This window comes from Micromonospora sp. NPDC050187, assembly GCF_044459745.1.
Classification (GTDB): Bacteria; Actinomycetota; Actinomycetes; order Mycobacteriales; family Micromonosporaceae; genus Micromonospora.
In genome coordinates this window covers 188,946-211,235 of record NZ_JBITJH010000013.1, presented here as the reverse complement: position 1 = coordinate 211,235, position 22,290 = coordinate 188,946, and the positions used below count along the sequence as shown (strand labels likewise).

The window sequence follows — 22,290 nt, the reverse complement described above, 5'->3', positions numbered from 1 at the left end:
GTCCAATTCCGCATGCCACCGGTCGACATCAACATCCGTCACGACCTGACCAACGAACACGAGGCGAACTCGATTCGCCTACTGCCGTTGCAGTATTAGGTCGGCGAACAGATGGTGATTCACATCCGGGTCTCGTCCACCGCGACCCGGGACGCCCTGAAACGGCTCGACGATTCCCTCGGCCACTGATCTACTGCTGCACGAACAGCAGAAGGGCCACCTCCTCGATGGGAAAGTGGCCTTCGGCCTGCGTGGGCGATACCGGGATCGAACCAGTGACCCCTTCGGTCTATGCGAAAGGGTCAGCTGGTGGCCGCCGGTGCCGGGTGGGCGGTGCGGGCGAACGCGGCGACCTCGCCGATCACCGTAATGGCGGGTGGACGTAGCCGGTGCGCGGCGGCCACCTCGGCGATGTCGTCCAGCCGGCCGGTGAGCACCCGCTGCGTGGCGGTGCCGCCGTTCTCGATGCTGGCCGCCGGGGTCGCCGGGTCCATGCCGTGGCCGATCAGCGCGGCGGTCACGTCGGGCAGGGTCTGCACCGCCATGAGCAGCACGATCGTGGTGTTGGCGCGGGCCACCCCGGCCCAGTCGACGGTGCTGCCCGGGTCGCCCGGGGGCAGGTGCGCGGAGACGACGGTGAAACCCTGGGTCAGCCCCCGGTGGGTGACCGGCACCCCGGCCAGCTCCGGTACGGAGATCGAGCTGGAGATGCCGGGCACCACCTCGACCGGGACGCCCGCCGCCTGGCAGGCCTGGACCTCCTCCATGCCCCGGCCGAAGACGAAGGAGTCGCCGCCCTTGAGCCGGACCACCCGGTGGCCGGCGCGGGCCTCCTCGACGAGGATCTCGTTGATCCGCTCCTGCGGGACGAACGCGCCCCGGGGCACCTTGGACACGTCGATCACCCGCACGCCGGTCCGCAGTTCGCGCAGCAGCGCGTGCGGCACGAGCCGGTCGGCGACCACGACGTCGGCCTCGGCGAGGCGGTCGAGTCCGCGTCGGGTCATCAGGTCGGGGTCGCCGGGACCGGCGCCGACCAGGGTCACCCGGCCGGTGACCGGGGCGTCCGGGGTGGACGCGGGCACGTCCGGCACGGGCACCGGAACCACGGTGTCCTCCAGGGTCTGGCGTGGCACGGGGATCGACGTGCCGGTGTGGTGGCGGTGCGCGGCGGCGGCGAACCGGGCGGCCAACCGGGGGTGCCCGGCCCAGTGCACGTGCAGGTAGGAGGCGTGCACGTGACCGTCGGGGCCGGCGACGAAGCCGTCCACCGCGTGGCTGGTGGTGCCGTGGGCGACCGACGGGCGGGGCCGGAACCGCCAGGCGTGGACCGGCTCGCCGGTCGGGTCGACGCGGGTGCGGTGGAACTCGTGCCCGGTGACCAGGTCGTCGGCGTCGGTGAGCAGGCTGGCGGTGACCGCGCGGGCCTCCCGGTAGCCGAGGACGAGCCGGTCGGTCATCCGGGCGGTGGCGTCGAGCACCCCGGCCATCGGCGCGCCGTCGAGTTCCCGGGCGAGGTAGAGCAGGCCGGCGCACTCGGCGACCACGGGCAGGCCGGCGGCGGCACCGGCCGCCACCGCCTCGCGCATCGGCTGGTTGGCGGAGAGGTCGGCGGCGTACACCTCGGGGAAGCCGCCGCCCAGATAGAGCCCGGCGCAGTCGGCGGGCAGCGCCTCGTCGCGCAGCGGGTCGACGGTCGCCAGGCGCAGGCCGGCGGCGGAGAGCAGTTCGTCGGTCTCGGCGTACCGGAAGGTGAACGCCGCCCCGGACGCGACCGCGACGGTCGCGTCGGCGGTGAACCCGCCGAGTTCGGCGACCGGATCCCAGGCCGGGCCGGTGAGGGCGGGCGCGCGGCGGGCGACCGCGAGCACCGCGTCGAGGTCGACCCCGGCGGCGACGTGGGCGGCGAGCGCGTCCACGGTACGGCGGGCCGCGGCGGCCCGTTCGGCGACCGGGACCAGCCCGAGGTGTCGGCTGGGGGTGTCCAGGGCGGCGTCCCGGCGCAGCGCGCCGAGCACCGGCACGCCGGTGGAGACCAGGGCCTCCCGGATCTCCGCCTCGTGGGTGGCGGAGCCGACCTTGTTCAGGATGACCCCGGCGACGGTGAGCCGCGAATCGAAGGTGGCGAAGCCGTGCACCAGCGCGGCGATGCTGCGGGACGTGCCGGACACGTCGACGACGAGCAGCACCGGGGTGCGGGTGAGTCGGGCGACGTGGGCGGTGGAGGCGAAGCCGGCGCGGCCGACGGCCCCGTCGAGCAGGCCCATCACGCCCTCGACGACCGCGACGTCGGCCGGCGTGCCCACCGTGGCGCCGTGCAGCAGCAGCGGCACGACGCGCTGTTCGCCCTGGAGGAACGGGTCGAGGTTGCGGCCCCGGCGGCCGGTGGCCAGTTCGTGGTAGCTCGGGTCGATGTAGTCCGGGCCGACCTTGTGGCCGCTGACGGTCAGGCCGCGCTGCCGCAGGGCGGCCATCAGGCCGGTGGCGACGGTGGTCTTGCCCTGCCCGGAGGCCGGGGCGGCGACGAGGATCCGGGGCGGCGCGGTCACCATTCGATCCCCCGCTGGCCCTTCTGACCCGCGTCCATCGGGTGCTTGACCTTGGTCATCTCGGTCACCAGGTCGGCGGCGGCGACCAGGCGCGGGTCGGCGTCGCGGCCGGTGATCACGACGTGCTGCCGGCCGGGACGCTCCGCGAGGGTGGCCACCACGTCGTCGACGTCGACCCAGCCCCACTTCATCGGGTAGGTGAACTCGTCGAGCACGTACAGGTCGTGTGCATCGGCGGCGATCCGGCGCTTGATCTCCGCCCAGCCCTCGGCGGCCTGCGCGGCATGGTCGGCCTCGGTGCCCTGGGTGCGGCTCCAGCTCCAGCCGGCGCCCATCTTGTACCAGGACACCGGGCCGCCCTGGCCGGTCTCCTCGTGCACCCGGCCGAGGGTGGTGAGGGCGTTCTCCTCCCCCACCGTCCACTTGGCGCTCTTGACGAACTGGAACACGGCGATCGACCAGCCCTGGTTCCAGCCGCGCAGGGCCAGCCCGAACGCGGCGGTGGACTTGCCCTTCATCTCACCGGTGTGGACGATCAGCAACGGCCGGTTGCGCCGCTGCCGGGTGGTGAGACCGTCCTCGGGGACGGCGACCGGTTGGCCCTGTGGCATCAGGCTGCCCCGCTTCCGTGTCGGGTGGCGGTGCGGGAGCGCACCGCCTGGGTGAGGGTGGGCGCGGCGACGTCCTCCAGCGGCAGGTGTTCACCGGCCAGGGTCGCGGCGAGTTCGGCGGCCAGGCGCATCCGGATGCGCCCCTGCTCGCAGTCGACCACCACGGCTGGCACCCCGTCGGCGGCCAGCAGTCGGGCACTGCGCATGGCGCGCGGCAGGGCCTCCGGCCCGGCGGTGGCCCGCCCGTCGGTGACCACGACGAGCAGCGGTCGGCGGCGCGGGTCCCGGATCGCCTCGACACGCAGCACCTCACGGGCGCGCAGCAGTCCCTCCGCCAGCGGGGTCCGTCCCCCGGTCGGCAGGGCCTCCAGCCGGGCGGCGGCCACGTCCACGCTGGACGTGGGGGGCAGGGTCAGTTCCGCGTCGGTGGCCCGGAAGGTGACCAGGCCCACCTTGTCGCGCCGCTGGTAGGCGTCGAGCAGCAGAGAGAGCACGGCCGCCTTCACCGCGCCGATACGCTGCCGTGCCCCCATCGAGCCGGAGGCGTCCACGCAGAACAGGATCAGGTTGCTCTCCCGGCCCTGACGGACCGGCAGGCGGACGTCCCCGGGCCGGACCAGGACGCCGGGGCCGCGCCGGCCCCGGGCCCGCTGGTGTGGCGCGGCGGCCCGCAGCGTCGCCACCAGGTGCGGGCGGCCGGAGGCGGGACCGTTGGGGCGTACCGTGCCGACGGTCCGGCCGACGGAGGTGACGGCGGCGGAGCGACGCCCGGCGGTGCCGGCACCGGTGCCGGCCACGGTCAACACCCGGGCCCGGTACGGGGCGCCGGCCGGCGTCGGCGGCGTGGCGGCGGCCGGACCGGAGCCGGACGGGGACGGCTCGCCACCGGTGCGCTGGCCGTCCGGTGGGGTCCCGTCGCCTGCGGCGGAGTCGTCCGGAGTGCCCGCTCCACCGGGGCCACCGGGATCCTCGGGGCCGTCCGGGTCGTCCGGGTCGTCCGGTCCGCCCGGCCCGTCGGGGCCCTCCGGCGGTTCCGGGTCCTCCGGCGGCGGGGGCGGCTCGTCCAGGCCGGCCTCGTGCAGCGCACGCTCCAGTTCGGCCTCGTCCTGGTGCGGCGGGTCGAACGGGTTGCGACGCCGCCGGTGCGGCAGCGCCAGTCGCGCCGCCACCCGCACGTCGCCCACCTGCACGTCGGTGCGTCCGCACCAGGCGGCATGGGCCATCGCGGTCCGGGCGATGACCAGGTCGGCGCGCATCCCGTCGACCTGGGCGGCGGCGCAGAGCGCGGCGATGCTCAGCACGGTGTCGTCGTCGAGTTCGACCTTCGGCAGCAGCGCCCGGGCCGCCGCGACCCGCTCGCCGAGGGCCGCGTCGGCGTCGGCGTACCGGGCGGCGAAGGTGTCCGGGTCGGCCTCGTACGCCAGCCGCCGCCGCATCACCTCGGCCCGCACCTGCGGATCCCGGCTGGCCGCGACCTCGACGGTCAGGCCGAACCGGTCCAGCAGCTGCGGACGCAGCTCGCCCTCCTCGGGGTTCATCGTGCCGACCAGGACGAACCGGGCGGCGTGCGTCACCGACACGCCCTCCCGTTCCACGGTGGCGCGGCCCATCGCCGCCGCGTCGAGCAGCACGTCGACCAGGTGGTCGTGCAGCAGGTTGACCTCGTCGACGTAGAGCAGGCCCCGGTGCGCGCCGGCCAGCAGACCCGGGTCGTAGGCGGTGACGCCCTCACTGAGGGCGCGTTCCAGGTGCAGCGCGCCGAGCACGCGGTCCTCGCTGGCCCCCACCGGCAGCTCCACCAGCCGGGCGGGCCGCACCTCGGCGGCCACCGGCTCGGGGTGCGGGCCGTCCGGGCAGCGCGGGTCGGGCACCGCCGGGTCGCAGGAGAACCGGCAACCGGCGACGACCTCGACCGGGGGCAGCAGCGCGGTCAACGCCCGGACCGCGGTGGATTTGGCGGTGCCCTTCTCGCCCCGGACCAGCACCCCTCCGATCCCGGGCGAGACCGCGCAGAGACTAAGGGCCAACGCCATGTCGTCCATCCCGACGACGGCGGAGAACGGGTACGACCGCACGGTCAGCACCTTTCACCTCGCACGGGTCTCCTCGCCCGCGACCGGCCAACGACCGCGCCACCGCAAGGAGTCTCCGCCGGCAGCACGAGACGGCGAGGCGAGTGTCTGGCTCTCCGCCCGGCGACCCCGCCGGACGGATCACAGTGGCGGGACCGCCCCGGATTCGCCGACCCTCCGGGCCGACCCACCGGTGTTCCTCACCGCGCCGTCGCCGCAGATGATGTCACATCCACCCCCGCCACGACAGGTGCCGATCATCCTCGACTACCGTTCGACCGCGTGAGCCTCTCGACAACCGTGGACCCGGTCAGCGTGGTCGGCGTCGGCGCCGACGGCTGGACCGGCCTCGGCGCGGCCGGCCGGCGGGCGGTGACCGATGCCCAGGTCGTCGTCGGCGGCCGACGCCACCTCGACCTGCTGCCCGAATCGGTCCGGGCCGAGCGGGTGCCCTGGCCGACGCCGCTGCTGCCCGCCCTGCCCGGCCTGCTCGCCACCCACGCCGACCGGCGGATCTGCGTGCTCGCCAGCGGTGACCCGATGTGGTACGGCATCGGCACCCACCTGGTGGAGCTGCTGGGGCCGGACCGGGTGCACACCGTGCCGCACCCGTCCGCGATCTCCCTGGCCTGCGCCCGGATGGGCTGGCCGGTGGAGCGGGTCACCGTGCACAGCGCCGTCGCGCGGGATCTCGACAAGGTCCGACGGGACCTCGTCCCCGGCCGGCTGCTGCTGGTGCTCAGCAACGACGCGCACACCCCCGCCGCGCTGGCCCGGACGCTGACCGACGCCGGATACGGCCCCAGCGAACTGACCGTCCTCGCCGCGCTCGGCGCGGACCGGGAGCAGCGCGTCGACGGCACCGCCGGCAAGTGGACGGCCGCGCCCGGCGACCCGCTCAACGTGGTCGCCGTCCGGGTGGTCGCCGCCGACGGGACGCGGCCCCTGTCGACGGTGCCGGGGCTGCCCGACGACGCGTTCGACCACGACGGGGCGTTGACCAAGCGGGAGGCCCGCGCGCTGGCCCTGTCCCGTCTCGCCCCCACCGGTGGTGAGCTGCTCTGGGACGTCGGCGCCGGCTGCGGCAGCATCGGCATCGAGTGGCTGCGCGCCGACCCGGCGTCGGCGGCGATCGCGGTGGAGGGCCGCCCGGAACGGGCCGCGCGGATCACCGGGAACGCCCGCACGCTCGGGGTGCCGCACCTGCGGGTGGTGCAGGGCCGGGCACCGGAGGCGCTGGCCGACCTGCCCACCCCGGACGCGGTCTTCGTCGGTGGTGGACTCAGCGCGCCGGGGCTCTTCGACGTCGTGTGGGACGCGCTGCGCCCCGGCGGCCGGCTGGTCGCGCACGCGGTCACCCTGGAGGGTGAGCGGGAACTCGGCGAACGGGCCGCCCGGCTCGGCGGCGACCTGACCCGGCTGGCGGTGGACCGGGCCGCGCCGCTGGGTGGCTTCACCGGCTGGAAACCGGCCCGACCTCTGGTGCAGTGGGCGGTGGTACGACCGTGACCGTGTACTTCATCGGCGCCGGACCGGGCGCCGCCGACCTGATCACCGTCCGGGGGCAGCGGATCCTGGCCCGCGCCCGGGTCTGCCTCTACGCGGGCAGCCTGGTCCCGGACGAGCTGCTCGCCGTCTGCCCGCCCGGGGCGCGGCTGGTCGACACCGCCGACCTGACCCTCGACGAGATCGTCGCGCAGATGACCTCGGCGCACGCCGCCGGGGAGGACGTCGCCCGCCTCTGCTCCGGTGACCCGGCCGTGTTCAGCGCCGTGGCCGAGCAGGTCCGCCGGCTCGACGCGGCCGGTGTGCCGTACGAGATCGTGCCCGGCGTGCCGTCGTACGCGGCGGCGGCGGCGGCGCTGGGTCGCGAGCTGACCGTGCCGACGGTCGGTCAGACGGTGATCCTCACCCGCACCCAGGCCCGCTCCACGCCGATGCCGGCCGGGGAGGATCTCGCCGAACTCGGTCGCAGTCGGGCCACCCTGGTGCTGCACCTGGCGGTCGCCCGGACCCGGGAGCTGGCCGCCCAGCTCGCCGTGCACTACGGCGCGGACTGCCCGGTCGCGGTGGTCGCCAACGCGAGCCGCCCGAACGAGGTGATCCTGCGCGGCACCCTGACCGACATCGCCGACAAGGTCGAGCAGGCCGGGGTACGCCGGACCGCCGTGATCATCGTCGGTCAGGTGCTGGCCGCCGACGCCTTCCCGGACAGCTACCTCTACTCCCCCGACCGGGACCGGGCGGCGAAGCGTCGCCGGCCTGGGGCACACTGAGCGCCGTGCGGACAATCCTGATCATCGGTATCGGCGCGGGTGACCCGGGCCAGCTCACCCTGGCCGCGGCGGAGGCCCTGGGCCGGACGGATGTCTTCTTCGTCCTCGACAAAGGCGCGGAGAAGCACGACCTGATCGCCCTGCGGCAGGAGCTGATGGGTCGCTTCGCCCGGGACGACCACCGGGTGGTGGAGGTCCGCGACCCGGACCGGGACCGCACCGCCGAGGGGTACGTCCGGGCGGTGGACGACTGGCGGCGGGACCGGGCCGACCTGCTGGAGGCCGCCATGGCCGAGCACCTCGCCGACGGCGGCACCGGCGCGTTCCTGGTCTGGGGCGATCCGGCCCTCTACGACAGCACCCTCGCGGTGGTCGAGGAGATCGAGGCCCGGGGGAAGCTCGACGTCGACCACGTGGTGATCCCGGGGGTGAGCAGCGTGTCGACGCTGGCCGCCCGGCACCGGATCGGGCTCAACCGGGTCGGTCGGCCGTTCCTGGTGACCACCGGCCGCCGCATCGCCGACGGGCTGCCGTCCGACGTGGACGACGTCGTGGTGATGCTCGACGCACACTGCACGTTCACCCGGCACGTCGGCGAGGACCTCGACATCTACTGGGGGGCGTACCTCGGCACGGCCGACGAGATCCTGGTCGCCGGGCCGCTGGCCGAGGTGGCGCAGGAGATCGTCGAGACGCGGCGGGCGGCCCGCGAGCGCAAGGGCTGGATCATGGACACCTACCTGCTGCGCCGCCGCGACCCCGCCACGGCTGGCTGACCGGATCGCGTCCGGCCCCGCCGGGGGAGTCCCCCGGCGGGGCCGGCACGTGGCTCAGTCGGACAGGCGGGCGGCCTCCCGGTCGCGCCACGCCGCCGCGAAGCGGATCCGGCCGCTGGTCTTGAGCAGCGACCCCTCGTAGATCCGGGCGCCGACGAACACCATCGCCACCGCGGTGACCGCGAGGACCGCCAGTGACAGGAACGGCTCCCACCCGGCCGCGTCGCCGGTGAACAGCCGCACCGGCATCGCGGTCGGCGAGGACACGGGCAGGTACGACAGCAGCGTCATGGCGGCCGGGTTGTCCTGGAGGAACACCACCGCGAAGAACGGCAGCATCACGACCATCTGCACCGGCGTCGACGCGCCGCCGATGTCCTCCTGCCGGCTGACCAGCGCGCCGACGGCGGCCCACAGCGCGGCCAGCATCACGAACCCGACCACGAAGAACGGCAGGAACCAGCCGATCGCCGGGCCGAGCAGGGAGAGCACGTCGCCCGGCGCACCGGCGACCGACGCCCCGACGTACGCGACGACCGCGATCAACGCGATCTGCCCGAAGGCCAGGATCGCCCCGCCGAGCACCTTGCCGGCCAGCAGCGCCCGGACCGGCACCGCCGCCACCAGGATCTCCACGATCCGGGTCTGCTTCTCCTCGGTGACGCTCTGGGCGATCTGCAGCCCGAACGTCAGGGACGTGGCGAAGAAGACGAACGCGAACGCGTACGGGATGAGGAAGGCGAGCGCCGGGTCGACCGCGTTCGGGTCGAGCAGTTCGACGGCCGGACGCGCGCTGAGCGCGTTGACCACCTCCGACGGTTCGTCGTCCATCGCCAGCACCCGCGGGCCGGCGACCACGGCCGCGTCGACGTCACCGGCGCGGACCAGCCGCTCGGCCTCCGCGTCGTCGCCGACCGTACGGACCTCGAGGCCGGCGTCGGCCAACGCCGTGGCGGCGGGACCCTGGACCACGGCCACCGACGACGGGCCGCCGCCGAGCATGCCCGGCAGGATCGTCGCGGCAGCCGCGATCGCCAGGAAGATGATCGTGCCCCAGATGAACGCCTTGTCGCGCAGCTTGACCCGGATCTCCCGGGCCGCGACGAGGCGGACGGCGTCGTACGTGGTCATCGGGTGACCTCCCGGAAGATCTCGGCCAGGGACGGGGTGAGAGGCCGGAATGCACGCACCGGCCCACGGTCGAGCGCCGCGCGCAGCACCGACTGGTCGTCGATACCGTCGGCCAGGTCGAAGACGGCGTGCGCGCCGTCCAGGTCGACCACGGTCACCCCCGGCTGGTCGCGCAGCCAGCCGGCGTCGCCGTCGACCCGGATCTCGTACCGCGGCAGGGCGTACGTCTGGCGCAGGCGCTCGCGGCCACCGGCGGCCCGGATCACGCCGTCGGCGATGATGACCAGGTCGTCGCAGAGCCGCTCGACCACCTCCAGCTGGTGGCTGGAGAACAGGACCGCGACGCCGCGCTCGGTGTGCTCGCGCAGCACCGCCAGCACCGTGTCGACGGCCAGCGGGTCGAGGCCGGAGAACGGCTCGTCCAGCACCAGCAGGCTCGGCTCGTGCACCAGCGCGGCGGCGATCTGCGCCCGCTGCTGGTTGCCCAGCGACAGCTTCTCCAGCTTGTCGTCGGCCCGCTCACCCAGACCGAGGCGGGTGAGGAGCGCGTCGGCGTTGCGCGCGACCGCGTCCGCCCCGAGGCCGTGCAGCCGGCCCAGGTAGACCAACTGCTCGCGGACGGACATCTTCGGGTAGAGCCCGCGCTCCTCCGGCATGTAGCCGAAGCGGCGCCGGACGTCGCGGGTCAGCGGCGCGCCGCCCCAGGTCACCGTGCCCGAGTCGGCCGCGAGGGCGCCCAGGACGATGCGCATCGTGGTGGTCTTTCCCGCGCCGTTGGCGCCCACGAACCCGGTCAGGCGGCCCGGTGCCACGTCGAAGGTGACGTCCCTGAGCACCCGCCGGTCGCCGAAGTCGCGGTTCACCGCCTCGAGATGCAAGAGCGAAGTCATGCCCACGACGGTAGGCGGGATCACACCCGACGACGTCCGTCGCACGATCGACCGTCGAGGTCCGTCGCGCGACGGACGATCACCCTCCGGGGGTGACGACCCGGTGTTCGTACGCGTACACCACCGCCTGTGTCCGGTCGCGCAGCCCGAGTTTGGCCAGCACCCGGCTGACGTGGGTCTTCACGGTCGCCTCGCCGAGGAAGAGAGCGGTCGCGATCTCCGCGTTGGTGGCCCCACCGGCCAGCAGCACCAGCACCTCGTGTTCGCGCGGGGTCAGCTCGGACAGGCGGGCGCCGTCGGTACGGCCGTTCCCTGGCGTACCGCCCGGCCGGGCGAACGTGGCGATGACCCGGCGGGTGATCTCGGGCGCGAGCAGCGCGTCGCCCCGCGCCACCACCCGCACCGCGTCGATCAGCGCCTCCGGCGTGCCGTTCTTGAGCAGGAAACCGCTGGCACCGGCCTGGAGAGCGGCGAACAGGTAGTCGTCGCGGTCGAACGTGGTGAGGATCAGCACGGCCGGTCCGGAGTCGGCGGCGACGATCTGCCGGGTCGCCTCCAGCCCGTCCGTGCCGGGCATCTCGACGTCCATCAGCACCACGTCGGGCCGCTGGCGGGCGGCCAGGTCGACCGCCTGCCGCCCGTCGGACGCCTCACCGACCACCTCGATGTCGTCCTCCGCCTCGAGGATGACCCGGAACCCGGTCCGCACCAGGTGGTGGTCGTCGGCCAGCAGCACCCGGACCGCGCTCACGCCGGCACCCGCACCAGGGGGAACCGGGCCCGGACGCGGAAGCCGCCGCCGGGCCGCGAGTCGGCCGTCAGCGCGCCGTCGTGGGCGGTCACCCGCTCCCGCATGCCGATGAGGCCGAGCCCGACGCCGGCGGTGGCCCCCGGCGGCGCGCCGCGCCCGTTGTCGGCCACGTCGACCTCCAGTTCGGTGGCGTGGTAGCGGACCCGCACGTCGACCTCCGTGGCACTCGCGTGCTTCAACGTGTTGGTGATGGCCTCCTGGACGATCCGGTACGCCGCCTGTGAGAGCGACTCCGGAAGGGGCACCGGCTGACCGTACACGCCGAACCGGGCGTCGAGACCGGCGTCCCGGGCGTTGGCTGTGAGCTCCCCGATCCGGTCGATCCCCACACCGCCCGGCCGCTCGTCCGGGCCGCTGGCACGCAGCAGGTTGAGCATCCGACGCAGTTCGTCGACCGCCGTCCGGGCGCTCTGCTCGACCGCCGCCAGTGCGGTGCGCGCCTTGTCCGGGTCCTTGTCCATCACCCGCCGGGTGGCCGAGGCCTGCACGCCCATCACCGACACGTGGTGGGCCACGACGTCGTGCAACTCGCGCGCGATGCGTACCCGCTCCCCCATGACCGCGACCTGCGCGGCGTCGGCCTGCGACCGGCGCAGCTGGTCGGCCTGCACCTCCAGCTGGTGCTGCCGGCGCGCCGACGTCCACGCGGTGTCGCCGAAGAGATACGCGAACCCGAAGAAGAACACGTTGACCAGCACGCTGTTGACCATGACCGCGAGCAGCGGCTCCAGTGGGCCGCTCGCCTCGGAGAACGCGTCCGGTGGGATGTCGGCCACCGTCAGCGCGGCGGAGAGGGCGAGCCAGCCGAACATCACGGCGATGATCCCGATCCGCACCCGGCGGGCCCACACGCGGTCGGCGCTCCAGGCGCCGGCCGTGTACACGGCTGCGTAGAGCGCGCCGTTGGTGACCTGCTGCTCGGGCGACTGGCGGAACTGGGCCGCGATGAACGCCACGGAGATCACTATCGCGACGGCGGCCGGCCAGCGCCGGCGCACGACGAGCGGCACCGTACAGGCCAGCGTCCAGAACAACTGCTCCGGCCAGGCCGGCGGCGGACCGAGGACGAACTGGCCAACGCTGTTGGCCAGTGTGAGGCTGAGCAGCGCCACCGCTGCCACGGCCACGCCGACCAGGACGTCGGTGCGCCGCTGCGCAGGCGACGGACCGGGCCGCCGCCACGGCGTCGGATCCACTGTCATGTCGCGACGATGGCACATCGTGCCGCCCGACGGCGAACGGCAGTGATTCCGGACGCCGTGGTGAGGCGGCGTCCCGCACCCGGGGCCGGAAGGTTCCCGCCCGGTCGAGGGCGGGCCGGGTCGGGTCGATGTTCCCGTCATGGCGTGTTCCGCCTCACGTTCGGGTGGCCATCCTGTGGATATCCCGAGGTCACCGACTACCCTACTTATCAGGTAGGGAAGATCGCCTATTCGCCCGGTGCGCACCGGGCGACCCGATCTCCACCGGCCCGGCGACCCGGGCAGCACCCCTGACCCCGTTGGATTGACGAGGAACACCACCGTGATTCGCATCGAAGGTCTGCGGAAGACCTTCCACACCCGGGGCGGCCCGGTCACCGCCGTGGACGGCGTCGACCTCACCGTCGCCGAGGGCGAGGTGTTCGGCGTCGTCGGGCGCAGCGGCGCGGGCAAGAGTACCCTGCTGCGCTGCGTCAACCTGCTGGAACGCCCCGACGAGGGCCGGGTGACCGTCGCCGGGGTGGAACTGACCGGGCTACGGGAGAACCACCTCCGGCGCGCCCGGCAGGACATCGGCATGATCCACCAGCACTTCGCCCTGCTGCACTCCCGGACGGCTGCCGGCAACGTGAGCTTCGCGCTGGAGGTGATGGGCGTGCCCCGCCGGGAACGGGCCGCCCGCGTCGAGGAACTGCTCGACCTGGTCGACCTCGCCGACCGCGCGGACGCGTACCCCGCGCAACTCTCCGGCGGGCAGAAGCAACGGGTGGGTATCGCCCGGGCCCTCGCCAGCCGCCCCCGACTGCTGCTGTCCGACGAGGCGACCTCGGCGCTCGACCCGGACACCACCGGAGCCATCCTCGCTCTCCTGCGCGACCTCACCAGGCGGCTCGGCCTGACCATCCTGCTGATCACCCACGAGATGGACGTGGTCAAGCGGCTCTGCGACGCGGTGGCGGTCATGCGGGAGGGCCGGTTCGTCGAGTCCGGGCCGGTGGCCGAGCTGGTCGGCCGTCCCGACTCCCCACTGGCCCGGGACCTCTTTCCGCTGGGTCCGGTGCCCACCATGCCCGACCACGTCCTCGTCGACGTGACGCTGACCGGGCAGGCCGGCGACGACGTCGTGTCCACCCTCGCCCGCCGGCACGACCTGGACGTCCGGATCGTCGCCGGTACGGTCGAGCAGCTCGCCGCCACCCGGGCGGGCCGGCTGCGCATCGCGCTCCCCGAGGCCGCGCCCGGACTGGCGGACGCGCTGCACGACCTGCGCGGGGCCGGACTGGCCGTGGAGGCGGCCCGATGATCGCCCCGGACCTGGTCGACCTGCTCCGGCAGGGGCTCACCGAGACCGCCTACATGGTCGGCGTCGCCACCCTGCTCTCGGGGATCGGCGGGCTGCTGGTCGGTGTCCTGCTGGTCCTCACCGACCGGGGCAACCTGCTGGCGGCCCCGGCGGTGAACGCGCTGCTCGGCCTGGTCGTCAACGTCGGACGGTCCCTGCCGTTCATCATCCTGCTGGTGGCGATCATCCCGTTCACCCGGGCCGTCACCGGCACCACCATCGGCACCACCGCCGCCATCGTCCCGCTGACCGTCAGCGCCATCCCGTTCTACGCCCGGATCGTCGAGACCTCGATCCGCGAGGTGGGCCGGGACGTGGTGAACGCGGCCCGGGCGATGGGCGCCTCCCGCTGGCAGATCGTCGTCAAGGTCCTGCTCCGCGAGGCCAGGCCCGGCCTGGTGGCCGGGCTGACCATCACGGTCGTCGCGCTCGTCGGGTACTCCGCGATGGCCGGCGTGGTCGGCGGCGGGGGCCTCGGCGACCTCGCCCTGCGCTACGGCTACCAGCGGTTCGAGGACGACGTGATGGTCGGCACCGTCGTGCTGCTGGTCGTGGTCGTGCAGGCCGTCCAGATGCTCGGTGACCGGCTCGCCCGGCACCTGTCCCACCGATAGTCACCCACGTCGACCGCCGTGGACGACAAGGAGAAAGGCACCACCGTGCGACGCAGACTCCCCTCGCTGATCATCGCCGCCCTCGTCCTGGCCGTCACCGCCTGCGGCGCCGGCACGGACGAGACCGGCACCTCGACACCCACCGACGCCGCGCTCAAGGTCGGCGTCAGTCCGGTGCCGCACGGCGAGATCCTCACCTACGTCAGGGACAACCTGGCGGAGAAGGCCGGGCTGAAACTGGAGATCGTGGAGTTCACCGACTACGTGCAGCCGAACCGGGCGCTCGCCGACGGGCAACTCGACGCGAACTACTTCCAGCACGTCCCGTACCTGGACGAGGAGAAGGCCGCCAAGGGTTACCGCTTCACCGCGCTCAAGCCGGTGCACCTCGAACCGCTCGGCCTGTACTCGAAGAAGGTCCGTACCCTCGCCGACCTGCCGGCCAAGGGCGTGGTCGCCATCCCGAACGACCCGTCCAACTCGGGCCGGGCGCTCAACCTGCTCGCGAACAACGGTGTGATCACCCTCCGGGAGGGCGCCGGCGTGAAGGCCACCACCCGCGACATCGTCGACAACCCGAAGCAGTTGCAGTTCCGGGAGCTGGAGGCGGCGCAGCTGCCCCGCAGCCTCGACGACACCGCCGCGTCGGTGATCAACGGCAACTACGCCATCGATGCCGGCCTGACTCCGGCCACCGACGCGCTCGCCCTGGAGAAGGGGGACGGCAACCCGTACGCGAACCTGCTGGTGGTCCGGGACGGCGGCGACAGCGACCCCCGGGTGCGGAAGCTGGAGGAGCTGCTGCACTCCGCCGAGGTGAAGACGTTCGTCGACGACCGCTACAAGGGCTCGGTGACGACCGCGTTCTGAGCGCCACGCGCACGCCCACCCGGGTGACGACCGGGTGGGCTGTGCCGGCCCGCTAGCGTCTGGGCGGTGCGTACCCCTTCCGATGCGACCACCCTGACCTCCGGCGAACGTGCGATCGACGTCCGCGTGCGCGCGGTCCTGGCCCGGCTGCCCCGGCGCGGGCCGCTCGCCTGGCTAACCGAGTTCCTGGCCTTCGGCCTCAAGCAGGCCTGGGCGTGCGTGTTCGGCGGGGCGATGCTGGCGGTCATCACGGCGGCGCATCTCTGGTACCCGGAGGACGCGGCGTTAGCCCGCAACGACGCCCTGACCGTCGCCGCGGTCGCCATCCAGGTGGTGATGGTGGCCGGACGTCTGGAAACCCTGCGCGAGCTGCGGGTCGTGCTCCTGTTCCACCTCGTCGGCACGGCCATGGAGCTGTTCAAGACCGACGTCGGCTCGTGGTCCTACGCGCCCGACGGCGTCCTACGGGTCGGCGCGGTGCCCCTCTTCACCGGTTTCATGTACGCCGCGGTCGGTTCCTACATGGTCCGGGTCCACCGGCTGTTCGACCTGCGTTTCGTCCGCTACCCGAGGAGGTGGGCGACGGCCCTCCTGGCCGTCGCCATCTACGTCAACTTCTTCACCAACCACTACGTCTGGGACGCCCGCTGGCTGCTCATCGCCCTCGTCGTGCTGGTGTTCGGGCGCTGTGTCATGCAGTTCCGCGTCTTCCGGTTCCGGTGGCGCATGCCGCTCCTGCTGGCCTTCCTCCTCGTCGCCTTCTTCATCTGGCTCGCGGAGAACATCGCCACCTGGTCGAACGCCTGGTTCTACCCCGGCCAGCTGGACGGTTGGCAGCCCGTCTCACCGGCGAAGCTCGCGTCCTGGTTCCTCCTCATGATCATCTCGGTCGTGCTGGTCACCTGGATCTCCCCGCCGGAGCCGCCCGACGACCACCGGAGCCCGCGACCAACGGACGACGTGGCACCCGCCGACGGCCGTCGGAATGCCCCCGTGCCCACCCCGATCCGGAACGACTGACGGGAGAGGGGCCCCGGCGGCGTCGCCGGGAGGGTCACGGTTCGATCGGGCGGACCCGCTCGCGGTACCGCTCCTGGAGGGCCGCGTTGTGCGCGTCGCCGTGGGCCAGGTTCGCCGAGATGTGGACCGGCAGGTCGAGGCCCCGCTCCAGGAGCCGGCGGCAGACCAGTTCGGTGAGCATCTGGGCGACGAACACCCCGGTGAGCGACGACACCGCCCCGATCCGGACTCCCGGACTGATCTCCAGCGCCGCGTCGCCGGCAGGGGCGAGATTGTCGATCACCACATCCGCCAGGTCGGCCAGGTGCGGTCCCCCGGTCGCCCGCGCCCCGGCGGAACGGGTGTGGGTCAGCGAGGTGACGGCGATGATCGGGTGCGCCCGGTCACGGGCCAGCGTCGCCATCTCGACCACGGCGGCGTTGATGCCGGAGTTGGACACGATCAGGAAGGGGTCGTGCGGGGCGGGCGCGGCGAGCGCGTAGATCCGCTCGGCCAGGCCGGACTCCCGCTCGTACGTCGGGTCGAGGATCGGCCCGGGGTCGGCGCCGCCGAACATCACGAGGTCCTTGACCGCCAGCATGCTGACGGGGGCGAGGCCACCGGCACGCGCCGCGAGTTCGAGGGTGACGATCCGCGAGTGACCGGTCCCGAAGGCCTGCAGCACACCACCGGCGGCGATCGAGTCGGCGACGAGCGTGGCCGCCGACTCGATGGCCACGAGCTGGGTGGCGAGGATCCGGTCGAGGGCGGTCCGGGCGATGGCGGCGTAGGCGGGTTCAGGCACTGTTCCTCCTGGAACGGTCACGGTCGCGGGCGGCCTCGACGGCCACCTCGACGGCGGTTTCGACGACGGTCTCGCCGCTGCCGGCGCTGACCGGGCTGGCGAAGGTTTCGTAGCAGGGTGGGGTGTCGCGGGCGGGCAGGTAGCCGAGGTAGCCGTTCGTGTAGCCGAGGACCACGACGACGCCCGCGCGGTCCGCCGTGCGGGCACGGATCGCCTCGCCCAGTTCCAGGAACAGCTCGCCCGGCACGGCGACGATCGTGACACCGTCGAGGTCGACCGCCGCGACCTCGATCTCGTACGGCTCGCTGCGCTGGCGGGCGGCCTGTTCCCGCGCGATCCGCAACCCCTGGTGCAGGACCTGGCGGATGCGCCCGTCCCGGACCTGCGGAATCGGGCGTGCGGAGGCGTCGAGTTCCGCCGGCAGTTTGGGCCGCAGGCGCACGCCGCGCGAGACCGGTGGCCGCACCGGGGCCACCGGTCCGTCGTCGACGGGTGGCCCCGGTGGCACGAACCGGTCGGCCACCCGGGCCCCGAGCCGGTCCACCTCGGGTGGTCCGTGCCCCTGGCGGGTGTGCCGGGTACTGATGTCACCGGCGGCACCGGTGGCGACGACCACCCAGCGGTCGGGCGCGGACAACGCTCGGCGGATCCCTCCGGTCAGGTCCGCGCTCACGTGGTTGTTGGCGGCCGGGAGGATGGTCGGGTGGACCGGGGAGACCACGATCAGGCCGACCACGTCGGCGCCCACGGTGACCGCGATCGTGTCGACGGGGATGTCCATCGGTGGCGGGTCCACGACGTTGCGGCGGCTCGCGAGCCCGGAGACCAGGGTGCGGGTGGCGGTGAGCCGGGCTTCCCGCTCGGTCGCCACGGCCCGGCCGGTGGCCGCGAGCGACGCGGCCACCAGCCGGTCGCCGACGTGCGGTGGAGTGACGCCACCGCCGGGGGCGCACCCCGCCTCGGGGCTCGCGTGGGTGTGTGTGGCCGCGACCCAGCAGGACGCCACCCCGACGTCCCGCACGGCGGTCCGGATCCGCTCGACGACGTCGGCGTTCACACAGATCAGGTCCGCGACCACCAGCGCGAACCGGTGGCCGTCGTCCGCGAAGGTCACCACGTGCACCTCGAGCGGGTCGAGCACGTCCTGGACGCCCTGGGAACGGTCGACGTATCCACCCATCGGTTCGCCCGGCACGACCACGAGGCGCGCCGTCCCGTGTCCGACCCTCATGCGGCACCGCCCGGATCCTGGTGCGCCAGCAGGCGGGCGTAGGGCCCGGTGCGGTCCAGCAGCGTGGGCCCGCCGTCGAGCGGCTCCGCCCGGGGACCGACCAGGGGCAGCCCCCGGGCGGCGAGTTCCGCCGACAGCTCCCGGTGCAGGACGTTCCCCGGGGCCAGGAGCCGCCCGCTGTACGACACCCGGCGCTCGGCCCCGCCGAGGCGGAGTCGTGCGGTCGCCGCCTGCGCCGCGTTCGCGAGATCGGTCGCCGCCCCGGCGCAGATCCGGGTGGCCACCGGGTCGGCCCGGTCGGCGGCGTCGAGGACGTCGACGGCGAAGGCCGCGGTCCGAGGGACCAGGTCCGGGTCCCGGTAGTAGCGCTGGAGCGCCGCCAGGTCACTGCCGCCGAGCGCCGCGACGAGGCGGTCGAGCAGCTCGGTCTCCGGCCCGACCTGGTCGTACGCTGCGGTGGCGGCGCGCATCCCGGCCAGCCCGACGGCGTACGCGCTGCCCCGGTCGCCGAGATGCGGGCCCCACCCGTCCAGCCTGGCGTGGGTGCCGTCGGCGGCCACCGCCAGGACCGTCGTCCCGGTGCCGACGCACAGGACCACACCGGCACCGCCGAGGGCACCGGCGTGGGCGAGGACGCTGTCCTCCACGACCACGGCCGGACCGCCGAGGAGCCCGGTGAGAGCGCGGGCGAGGCGTCGGCGCTCGGCACCCTCGCCCGGTACGCCGGTCAGCCCGGCGACCACACCCGCGACCCGAGCGGGACGGGAGATGGTGGCCGCAGCGTCGCGGACAGCGGCCAGGATCCGGTCGACGCCGTCCTCGTGGGGCTGGTAGGAGAAGCCGGGCCCGATCCCGAGCTGCCGACCCGCGGGCGTGCGCAGCAGCATCCTGAGCTGCGATTTCCCGCCATCGATGGTGATCGTCACGGTCATCGCGACATCCCGGCGGTCAGGCCCGCGACGATCTGCCGGGTGGCCAGCGCGAACACCACGGCCAGCGGGACCAGCGCGATCACGAGCCCGGCGAACAGGGTGCCGCGATCGGCGGCGAACTCGCCGAAGAACCGCGTCAGCCCGACGGGGATGGTGTACTTCTCGCTGCTGCGCAGCAGCACCAGCGGATAGAAGAAGTCGTTCCAGGTCGGCGCGAACTGGAAGACGGTCACCACCGCGAGCGCCGGGCGCATCAGGGGCAGCACGATCGACACGAACAGGCGTCCCTCGTGCGCGCCGTCAATCCGCGCCGCCTCCTCCAGTTCCCCGGGCAGTCCCCGCATGAAGCCCATGATCACGAAGACGGAGAACGGGACCCCGCTGGCCGCGTAGAGCAGCACCAGCCCGATCCGGCTGTCGATCAGATTCATCGACTGGAACATGTAGAACACCGGCAGCAGGCCGAGCTTCGCCGGGATCATCAGGCCCGACAGGAAGAACGCCGCCAGCAGGGCACGTCCCCGGAACCGCCACCGGGCCAGGGCGTAGGCGGCCAGCGCCGACACGCCGACGCACAGCACCACCGAGGCGGCCGTGACGGCCAGGGAGTTGAGGAAGTACGTCGAGATCGACGCGGTCTCCCAGGCACGGGTGTAGTTGCTCACGTCGAACGAGCTGGGCAGCCCGACGGGCGCGCGGAGGATCTCCGCGTTGGACCGGAACGAACCGATCAGCACCAGCAGCAGCGGGCCGAAGGCGACTCCCGCGTACGCCCAGAGGATCACCTGGACACCGATGCCACGGGCCAGCGACCGGGGATGGGTGGCACCCGGACGCGGGGAGCCGCCGGTGGCCGGCGACGTGCGACGGGGGGTGGTCAGCAGGGCACTCATGTGACCTCCCGGCGGCGGAGCACCCGCTCCAGGGCGACCGAGATCCCGAAGATGAGCACGAAGATGAGCATGGCCAACGCCGAGGACTCTCCGATCGCGTTGCTGCCGCCCTGGAAGGCGGTCCGGTAGTAGAGCAGGCCCAGCACGTCCATGGCGCCGCCGGGTCCGCCGTCGGATCCGCCCAGCGCGTAGACGAGGTCGAAGATGTTGAAGCAGCCGATGAAGGTCAGCACGGTGATCACCCCGACCGCCGGCATCAGCAGCGGGAACCGGACGCTCCAGAAGGTCCGGGTGGCCGACGCGCCGTCCATGGCGGCAGCCTCCTCCAGTTCGCGCGGGACACCGGCCAGGGCGGCGCCGAAGATGAGCATCGGCCCGCCGACCCACTGCCAGGCGTTGACCAGGATCAGCACCGGCAGGGCGGTGTCCGGCTCACCGAGCCACGGACGCGCCCACGAGTCAAGGCCGACCCCCCTGAGCACGACGTTGATCGGGCCGAAGGTGGGGCTGAGCAGGAGCGACCAGATGTAGCCGACGATCAGCGGGCTGATCAGATAGGGAAGCGAGAAGAGGGTCTGGAACAGCCGCTTGCCCCGGGGACTGCGGTGCAGGAGCACGGCCAGGCCCAGCCCGACGGTGTTCTGGATGGCCATGGTGCCGACGAAGAAGAGCACGTTGTGCCCGAGCGCGGCGGAGATCTCGTCACTGAGCGGATAGCGGGTGAGGATCTCCTGGTAGTTGCCGATCCCGACGAACTCCCCCTGGCGGGTGCCATTCCACCGGAAGAAGCCGTAGTAGAAGGCGGTGAGCAGGGGCACCACGAGGAAAAGGCCGTAGAGGACGAAGGCCGGCAGGCAGAACGCGGCGATCCACCCCGGTGCGGTCCGTCCCGCCTGGCGGCGTCGCCGCCGGGCGGGACGGACGGTCAGTTCCTGGGCTGGAACCACTGGTCGACCCCTCGCTGGATGTGTCCGGCCGCGTCGGCGGCGGTGCGTCGCCCGAGCAGGTAGTCGGAGAACGCCGCCGAGGCGAGGTCCCACGCGGTCGGCGTTCCACCGGAGAAGTACGCGTAGGTGACGTACGGACTCGGGTTCTCCTGGTACGTCCGCAGCGCCTGGGCCAGGAGGTCGTCCTTCGGCTGGACGCCGGGTACCGCCGAGATCTGCCGCAGTTCGTCGGAGTACGCCCGGCCGAACTCCTCCGACGCCATCCACCGCACCAGGTCCAGCGCCGCCTCGCGCTTGGCGGACTTCGCCGAGACCCCGAACGACCCGTCGACGTAGCCGGGGACGAGGGTCTTGTCGACCGGCGCGCCGGGGGCGGGCGGCACGTTGAAGATGCCCATCTTCAGGTCGGGGTTGGCCTTCTGGAACACGGCGAGTTCCCAGATGCCGCCGGGGAACATCGCGGCCCGGCCGGCGGTGAAGAGCGCCTGCGCGTCGGCGTAGCTCATCCCGGACGACTGCGGCGCCCAGTACTTGTCGGTGCTCTTCCAGGTCTCGAGCGACTTCACCCAGGGCCCGTCGGTGAACTTCGCCCCGCCGGTGAGCATCTTGTCGAGGTAGTCGGGGCCGCCGTACGTGGTGGCCCCGAAGATCTCGTGCTGGATCGGCAGCATCCAGGTGTCGGTGACCGTGCTCGCCAGCGGGATGACCTTGGCGCTCTTCAGCTTGTCGAACGCCGCGATCATGTCCGCCCAGGTGGTGGGGGCGGTGATGCCGTTGTCCTCGAAGAGCTTCTGGTTGTAGATCACGTGCAGGGTCTGGAGGGCGAACGGGACGCCGTAGACCTTCTCGTCGCTCTCGCCCCGGGCGCCGTCGAGGACCGGTTCCGGGAAGCCGCCCAACTCCTTGACGTCGTCGAGGGGCACCAGGCCACCGGCGGCGACCAGCGGCTGGAGCAGGCCGTAGGAGCGCAGCTGCGCCACGTCCGGGCCGTTGGCGTCGGTCAGCCCGGTCTTGAGGATGGTGTCGTACTCGGTGTTCTTGTAGGGGACGTACTCGACTGTCACGCCGGGATTGGCGTCTTCGTAGATCTGGAAGATCTTGTTGTACGCGGCGACGTCCTCCTGCCGCCATCCCCAGACCTTCAGGTTGACGGCGTCGCCGCCGTCCCCGCTGCCGGGCGCGCATGCGGCGAGAGTGACGGTGAGCATCGCCACCGCTCCCCACACACCGTGCTTCCTGGGCATCTCATCTCCGATCGTCGTCGCGACCACCCCGTCCGACCGGCGGGGAGCTCGACTGTAATACTGGTATAGACCGGCGGTCAACGGGTGGCTCGCCT

The 22,290-nt window shown here is 73.2% G+C and carries 20 protein-coding genes, 1 pseudogene and 1 riboswitch; of the genes and pseudogenes, 7 read left to right on the top strand and 14 right to left on the bottom strand.

The window, feature by feature from the left end:
• Nucleotides 1-302 precede the first annotated feature (302 nt).
• From cobA to ACIBJE_RS20910, 4 genes and pseudogenes are all read right to left on the bottom strand, one after another.
• On the bottom strand, nt 303-1,046 hold the full coding sequence (gene cobA / locus ACIBJE_RS20925; protein ID WP_396750738.1) for a uroporphyrinogen-III C-methyltransferase: 744 nt from the start codon (nt 1,044-1,046) through the stop codon (nt 303-305).
• Between the two features lie 114 nt (nt 1,047-1,160).
• Nucleotides 1,161-2,552: pseudogene (locus ACIBJE_RS20920) on the bottom strand (cobyrinate a,c-diamide synthase); the annotation flags it as partial.
• Nucleotides 2,546-3,160: a cob(I)yrinic acid a,c-diamide adenosyltransferase gene (cobO, locus tag ACIBJE_RS20915; RefSeq protein ID WP_396750722.1), complete on the bottom strand. Its 615-nt coding sequence runs from the start codon at nt 3,158-3,160 to the stop codon at nt 2,546-2,548. The pseudogene ACIBJE_RS20920 and the gene cobO, both read right to left, overlap by 7 nt.
• Entirely contained in the window at nt 3,160-5,202 is a 2,043-nt protein-coding gene (locus ACIBJE_RS20910; RefSeq protein ID WP_396750736.1) for a magnesium chelatase subunit D family protein, read from the bottom strand. Before ACIBJE_RS20910 ends, cobO begins: the two co-directional genes overlap by 1 nt.
• 111 nt (nt 5,203-5,313) lie before the next feature.
• A riboswitch (cobalamin riboswitch) is annotated at nt 5,314-5,466 on the bottom strand.
• Between the two features lie 48 nt (nt 5,467-5,514).
• Here ACIBJE_RS20910 and cbiE point away from each other — a divergent pair.
• From cbiE to cobF, 3 genes are read left to right on the top strand one after another with little or no spacing between them, the layout of a single operon-like run.
• A complete protein-coding gene (cbiE, locus tag ACIBJE_RS20905) occupies nt 5,515-6,741 on the top strand; it encodes a precorrin-6y C5,15-methyltransferase (decarboxylating) subunit CbiE (protein WP_396750720.1) in 1,227 nt (408 codons plus the stop codon).
• Nucleotides 6,738-7,508, top strand: coding sequence for a precorrin-4 C(11)-methyltransferase (gene cobM, locus ACIBJE_RS20900; RefSeq protein ID WP_396750718.1), 771 nt, complete (start codon nt 6,738-6,740; stop codon nt 7,506-7,508). Before cbiE ends, cobM begins: the two co-directional genes overlap by 4 nt.
• A 5-nt stretch (nt 7,509-7,513) precedes the next feature.
• Nucleotides 7,514-8,284: a precorrin-6A synthase (deacetylating) gene (cobF, locus tag ACIBJE_RS20895; protein WP_396750716.1), complete on the top strand. Its 771-nt coding sequence runs from the start codon at nt 7,514-7,516 to the stop codon at nt 8,282-8,284.
• Between the two features lie 54 nt (nt 8,285-8,338).
• On the opposite strand, the gene ACIBJE_RS20890 is transcribed toward cobF, so the two are convergent.
• The 4 genes from ACIBJE_RS20890 to ACIBJE_RS20875 form a co-directional block, all read right to left on the bottom strand.
• A complete protein-coding gene (locus tag ACIBJE_RS20890) occupies nt 8,339-9,415 on the bottom strand; it encodes an ABC transporter permease (RefSeq protein WP_396750714.1) in 1,077 nt (358 codons plus the stop codon).
• Nucleotides 9,412-10,305, bottom strand: coding sequence for an ABC transporter ATP-binding protein (locus ACIBJE_RS20885; RefSeq protein ID WP_396750712.1), 894 nt, complete (start codon nt 10,303-10,305; stop codon nt 9,412-9,414). The genes ACIBJE_RS20890 and ACIBJE_RS20885 overlap by 4 nt, the downstream gene beginning before the upstream one ends.
• A gap of 79 nt (nt 10,306-10,384) precedes the next feature.
• Nucleotides 10,385-11,056, bottom strand: coding sequence for a response regulator (locus tag ACIBJE_RS20880; protein WP_396750710.1), 672 nt, complete (start codon nt 11,054-11,056; stop codon nt 10,385-10,387).
• On the bottom strand, nt 11,053-12,318 hold the full coding sequence (locus ACIBJE_RS20875; protein WP_396750708.1) for a sensor histidine kinase: 1,266 nt from the start codon (nt 12,316-12,318) through the stop codon (nt 11,053-11,055). The genes ACIBJE_RS20880 and ACIBJE_RS20875 overlap by 4 nt, the downstream gene beginning before the upstream one ends.
• Before the next feature lie 322 nt (nt 12,319-12,640).
• On the opposite strand from ACIBJE_RS20875, the gene ACIBJE_RS20870 reads away from it, so the two are divergent.
• The 4 genes from ACIBJE_RS20870 to ACIBJE_RS20855 all read left to right on the top strand — a co-directional run bounded on the left by ACIBJE_RS20870 (nt 12,641) and on the right by ACIBJE_RS20855 (nt 16,164).
• Nucleotides 12,641-13,621, top strand: coding sequence for a methionine ABC transporter ATP-binding protein (locus ACIBJE_RS20870; RefSeq protein ID WP_396750706.1), 981 nt, complete (start codon nt 12,641-12,643; stop codon nt 13,619-13,621).
• Nucleotides 13,618-14,274: a methionine ABC transporter permease gene (locus ACIBJE_RS20865; protein ID WP_396750704.1), complete on the top strand. Its 657-nt coding sequence runs from the start codon at nt 13,618-13,620 to the stop codon at nt 14,272-14,274. The genes ACIBJE_RS20870 and ACIBJE_RS20865 overlap by 4 nt, the downstream gene beginning before the upstream one ends.
• A 45-nt stretch (nt 14,275-14,319) precedes the next feature.
• Nucleotides 14,320-15,144 (top strand): MetQ/NlpA family ABC transporter substrate-binding protein, encoded by an 825-nt coding sequence (locus tag ACIBJE_RS20860; RefSeq protein ID WP_396750702.1) that lies wholly within the window; start codon nt 14,320-14,322, stop codon nt 15,142-15,144.
• 66 nt (nt 15,145-15,210) lie between these two features.
• A complete protein-coding gene (locus ACIBJE_RS20855) occupies nt 15,211-16,164 on the top strand; it encodes a DUF817 domain-containing protein (protein WP_396750700.1) in 954 nt (317 codons plus the stop codon).
• Nucleotides 16,165-16,198: 34 nt separating this feature from the next.
• On the opposite strand, the gene ACIBJE_RS20850 is transcribed toward ACIBJE_RS20855, so the two are convergent.
• The 6 genes from ACIBJE_RS20850 to ACIBJE_RS20825 are packed head-to-tail and all read right to left on the bottom strand — an operon-like array spanning nt 16,199 to nt 22,195.
• The gene (locus tag ACIBJE_RS20850) at nt 16,199-16,948 is read right to left on the bottom strand and encodes a sugar isomerase domain-containing protein (protein ID WP_396750698.1); all 750 of its coding nucleotides are present in this window, start codon (nt 16,946-16,948) and stop codon (nt 16,199-16,201) included.
• The gene (locus ACIBJE_RS20845) at nt 16,941-18,179 is read right to left on the bottom strand and encodes a hypothetical protein (protein ID WP_396750696.1); all 1,239 of its coding nucleotides are present in this window, start codon (nt 18,177-18,179) and stop codon (nt 16,941-16,943) included. The genes ACIBJE_RS20850 and ACIBJE_RS20845 overlap by 8 nt, the downstream gene beginning before the upstream one ends.
• A complete protein-coding gene (locus tag ACIBJE_RS20840) occupies nt 18,176-19,111 on the bottom strand; it encodes an N-acetylglucosamine kinase (protein WP_396750694.1) in 936 nt (311 codons plus the stop codon). The genes ACIBJE_RS20845 and ACIBJE_RS20840 overlap by 4 nt, the downstream gene beginning before the upstream one ends.
• Nucleotides 19,108-20,004, bottom strand: coding sequence for a carbohydrate ABC transporter permease (locus ACIBJE_RS20835; protein ID WP_396750692.1), 897 nt, complete (start codon nt 20,002-20,004; stop codon nt 19,108-19,110). Before ACIBJE_RS20835 ends, ACIBJE_RS20840 begins: the two co-directional genes overlap by 4 nt.
• Nucleotides 20,001-20,951 carry a carbohydrate ABC transporter permease gene (locus ACIBJE_RS20830; RefSeq protein ID WP_396750690.1) on the bottom strand — a complete coding sequence of 317 codons (951 nt, stop codon included), beginning with the start codon at nt 20,949-20,951 and terminating at the stop codon, nt 20,001-20,003. The genes ACIBJE_RS20835 and ACIBJE_RS20830 overlap by 4 nt, the downstream gene beginning before the upstream one ends.
• Nucleotides 20,930-22,195, bottom strand: coding sequence for an ABC transporter substrate-binding protein (locus ACIBJE_RS20825; RefSeq protein WP_396750688.1), 1,266 nt, complete (start codon nt 22,193-22,195; stop codon nt 20,930-20,932). Before ACIBJE_RS20825 ends, ACIBJE_RS20830 begins: the two co-directional genes overlap by 22 nt.
• Nucleotides 22,196-22,290 lie beyond the last annotated feature (95 nt).

Coding starts and splice junctions, on each gene's coding strand:
- cobO (WP_396750722.1), bottom strand. CDS start 3,160: ATGCCACAGGGCCAACCGGTCGCCGTCCCCGAGGACGGTCTCACCACC.
- ACIBJE_RS20910 (WP_396750736.1), bottom strand. CDS start 5,202: ATGGACGACATGGCGTTGGCCCTTAGTCTCTGCGCGGTCTCGCCCGGG.
- ACIBJE_RS20890 (WP_396750714.1), bottom strand. CDS start 9,415: ATGACCACGTACGACGCCGTCCGCCTCGTCGCGGCCCGGGAGATCCGG.
- ACIBJE_RS20885 (WP_396750712.1), bottom strand. CDS start 10,305: ATGACTTCGCTCTTGCATCTCGAGGCGGTGAACCGCGACTTCGGCGAC.
- ACIBJE_RS20875 (WP_396750708.1), bottom strand. CDS start 12,318: ATGACAGTGGATCCGACGCCGTGGCGGCGGCCCGGTCCGTCGCCTGCG.
- ACIBJE_RS20865 (WP_396750704.1), top strand. CDS start 13,618: ATGATCGCCCCGGACCTGGTCGACCTGCTCCGGCAGGGGCTCACCGAG.
- ACIBJE_RS20845 (WP_396750696.1), bottom strand. CDS start 18,179: ATGAGGGTCGGACACGGGACGGCGCGCCTCGTGGTCGTGCCGGGCGAA.
- ACIBJE_RS20840 (WP_396750694.1), bottom strand. CDS start 19,111: ATGACCGTGACGATCACCATCGATGGCGGGAAATCGCAGCTCAGGATG.
- ACIBJE_RS20835 (WP_396750692.1), bottom strand. CDS start 20,004: ATGAGTGCCCTGCTGACCACCCCCCGTCGCACGTCGCCGGCCACCGGC.
- ACIBJE_RS20825 (WP_396750688.1), bottom strand. CDS start 22,195: ATGCCCAGGAAGCACGGTGTGTGGGGAGCGGTGGCGATGCTCACCGTC.